General features: G+C 33.4%; 4 protein-coding genes. All 4 read left to right on the forward strand.

The genetic code is table 11. The annotated features are described in order from the left end of the window. On the forward strand, window positions 1-187 hold a 187-nt coding region (locus IV50_RS07990), incomplete at its 5' end, for a hypothetical protein (RefSeq protein WP_236697696.1). Between the two features lie 5 nt (window positions 188-192). Then, on the forward strand, window positions 193-372 hold the full coding sequence (locus IV50_RS04200; protein ID WP_057745533.1) for a DNA/RNA non-specific endonuclease: 180 nt from the start codon (window positions 193-195) through the stop codon (window positions 370-372). A 14-nt stretch (window positions 373-386) separates the two neighbouring features. Continuing rightward, window positions 387-863, forward strand: a complete 477-nt coding sequence (locus IV50_RS04205; protein ID WP_057745534.1) for a hypothetical protein — start codon at window positions 387-389, stop codon at window positions 861-863. A 1,372-nt stretch (window positions 864-2,235) separates the two neighbouring features. Further along, the gene (locus IV50_RS04220; protein ID WP_057745542.1) at window positions 2,236-2,817 is read left to right on the forward strand and encodes a hypothetical protein; all 582 of its coding nucleotides are present in this window, start codon (window positions 2,236-2,238) and stop codon (window positions 2,815-2,817) included. Window positions 2,818-3,019 lie beyond the last annotated feature (202 nt).

The raw sequence follows: 3,019 nt of genomic DNA on the forward strand, positions 1-3,019 counted from the left end.
CTTGGTTGTCGTCAAAATGTCTCTATATCTGCCTTACAGAATGTTGCCAGAATTGATGCATTTAGATGCAGACGAAAGTAATGATCTCTCGATGATTCCAATGCGAAGTGCAATGCTCACAAAGAATGATAATAATACCGGCCTAAGAAAAAAGCCTGCCTTGTCCGTCCTGTCTGCCCTGATTTGAAAAAGATGGAAAATGAGTGGGCTAAAGCACTTAAAGATGGTAAGAAGGTCAAAGTTAAGATAAAATTGAAGTATCCGAATGCAAAGACAGAGCGACCATCTAGTTTTAAAGTGACTTATACAATAACTGATCCAAAAGACCCAAAGGCCGCCCCGGTATATCAAACTGTAGACTATGATTACTAATAAGGAGATTGAGTATGAATGAATTTGATGAAAAATTTAATGCAATACAAACCGACATCATGCAGACAGTTTATGATGATGTTATGGAATTTGATTTACCAATCGAAAAAGCATATATTTTTGGAACGATTGCTAGGGGTGTGAATGCCTTTTATGGGGATTATGCTTATGAGATTTCCGGTGAGATTTTGAAACCAGAGCAGGTGTATACAAAATATGACAATCAAATTGATGAAAAGAAATATGACCGTAGTCATCTTAATTTATTAAAATCAATTGTAGGAGACATGGTAGATATTGGTAAATTATTTGTAGATAATGGTGTAGAGTGTCCTAAAGAATATCACTGGGTACTGAATATTCGAGAAGAGTCAATGTCGGCCAACTACGAATACGATCCTAAGAGTGCAGGTGATGATTTGAATTATAGTGATAGAGACGCCTTTGATGATTGGATTTCAGCGGAACAATGTAAGTTAGACAACGAGTAGTTGTTAATTTGATAGTTTAAGAATGCTTATTAGAGGGAATAGTACTGAATCAAATTTCGATTCGGTACTATTTTTTATTACATGAATTGAGGTGGAGGTTTCTGTTTCGTAGTAAAATCTATAAATAAGCCAGTAAACAAACCACCAAAAAGCATGCTGGGCTCAATGACCCAGTTTATCTAGGAACGCTAATTGTTCGACGAGTAGATCCGAAAACGAAAAAGACCGTCATCTAGCATTGGAAGATTCGTGGCTCTAGGAATGCGGTAAACCAAGGTACAAAGTTATTTAAGAAGTCATTACCAAAAACAAAGAGCAAGAAAAATAGAAACAACAGTTTCTGGAAGACGTGTTAGTAGCGGTACAAAAGTTGATTATGTTCCACCTATTAGGGAAAAAAGAACGCATAATAAAAGAATTTCCGAATACGGCTATGGACACGGGTTTAATATAATGATGCACGATTTGCCACTGAATTTAAAATAAAAGTATGGGTGCCGGTAGGGACTATAGTTTATATCAAATTGAAGGTAGCAGTAATGGAGTCATGGGTGTTTTTTAATGGATTATTGATCATTCAGGCCGTGTAACACACCGTAAATTCATGAAAAAGGGTAAAATAAATGGGCAACCAAATTCAAAGGGTTCAAATTAATTATGCGAGGACATTTAGATTGGCTATTTTAGATTTTAAGGATTTACGAAACGCCGAAGTAAGTAATACTATTGTTTTGTCATGGGAAGTAATTTATTTTGGGATTATAGCTGGTTATTTAGATAAAAGTTCAGTAATTCTTTTTGCAGAAAGGAACATAGAAAATAACACTGATGTGTATCGGAATATTCCGATACTAATTTGACTATAATTATTTTTGGATCTATTGAAATGATTTTCTTCGGTATGTTTTCGATTATTCGAAATTGGAAGACCTTAACAAAAGATTCCATTCAGACTTATATTGATGGAATTCTCGTAAATACTAGTTGTAATCAATTGAAAATGTTAATAGATGATTTAGCGATTAGCTCATCATTTCTATCCTTAACTAGTTTAATGATAAGTATATTTTCATTTGGATTGTCACTCCTTACGTTAGGCGTCACAGTTTTTTTGAAGGGTTACGAAAAGCTCAATTACGAAAAAATATTTGAAATTCTTACCATACCAATCACTATTTTTGTAGTGTTGATGTATTGTGTACTTGGTTTCGCTATTTTCTTAGGAAATCAGGTAACAAAACGACAATTGAGAATTTTGATTAAGAACAATTTATATGAAAGGCAAAAATAGATAATGAAGTAAATTAAAAGTATATATGTTTGGAGTAGAGGTTGGAATAGATATGGTTCATTATATAAAGGGGTGCGGAAAATGAAAAAATTTAGGGTTGGTTTTGCTATAGTGATGGCTGCTCTAGTTATACTATTAATTACGTGGGTTAGTTGCTTAAGTAGTGGGGCAAAAAAATATTGGTTCACTGTGGGAGAGGGGAATTTTCAATGGCTTGGAATATCTGCGGTTGTCGCTGTGTTAACATTGATTATTAATTTTATTGTGAAATGGTATGATAATAAAATTAAGAAAATAGAGCAGGTTCAAATGATGGTTGCGGAATATTTGACAAAAATTACGAGTTCATTGACTGATACTTATAATAGGGCAATTGAACCTAATTCGATTGACGCGTTGAATAGATCAAATGATAGTAATATGAAGGTAAACCTCCTTTATAATGAAATTAGCTTCCAAGTAAAAAATATTCCAAATGGTAAAGAAGTGGGTAATGAGGTTGATAAAATGCAATCTCGATATTTGAAAAATAATGGAGAAATCCGTTCGTTTATGAACGGTGGTATTACCGATAATAAAAGAGCTATGAAATTTAAAGAGATTATGAATGAAGAATATGGTGAAATTGATAAAACAATCAAAAAAATAAGTAGCTTAATGTAGATTATTATTAAACAATATTCAAGTAATTAAACTTAAAAAGAGACTTACCAATTCATTTTGGTAAGTCTCTTTTTTGTTGGTCTAATGCGGGTTTTGGAGCATTTGGACTGTGGGAATGGATTGAGAAGCTGTGGATGTGTGCTGTGCTTAAATTGCAAATCTGTCTATATTTGTCCAAATCTGACTTTGAAAAGGACAACTG

This window comes from Weissella viridescens (assembly GCF_001437355.1).
In the GTDB taxonomy this organism is placed as follows: Bacteria; Bacillota; Bacilli; order Lactobacillales; family Lactobacillaceae; genus Weissella; species Weissella viridescens.

Excerpts from the sequence above, each read along its gene's own strand:
- IV50_RS04200 (WP_057745533.1), top strand. The coding sequence starts at position 193 with ATGGAAAATGAGTGGGCTAAAGCACTTAAAGATGGTAAGAAGGTCAAA.
- IV50_RS04220 (WP_057745542.1), top strand. The coding sequence starts at position 2,236 with ATGAAAAAATTTAGGGTTGGTTTTGCTATAGTGATGGCTGCTCTAGTT.
- IV50_RS04205 (WP_057745534.1), top strand. The coding sequence starts at position 387 with ATGAATGAATTTGATGAAAAATTTAATGCAATACAAACCGACATCATG.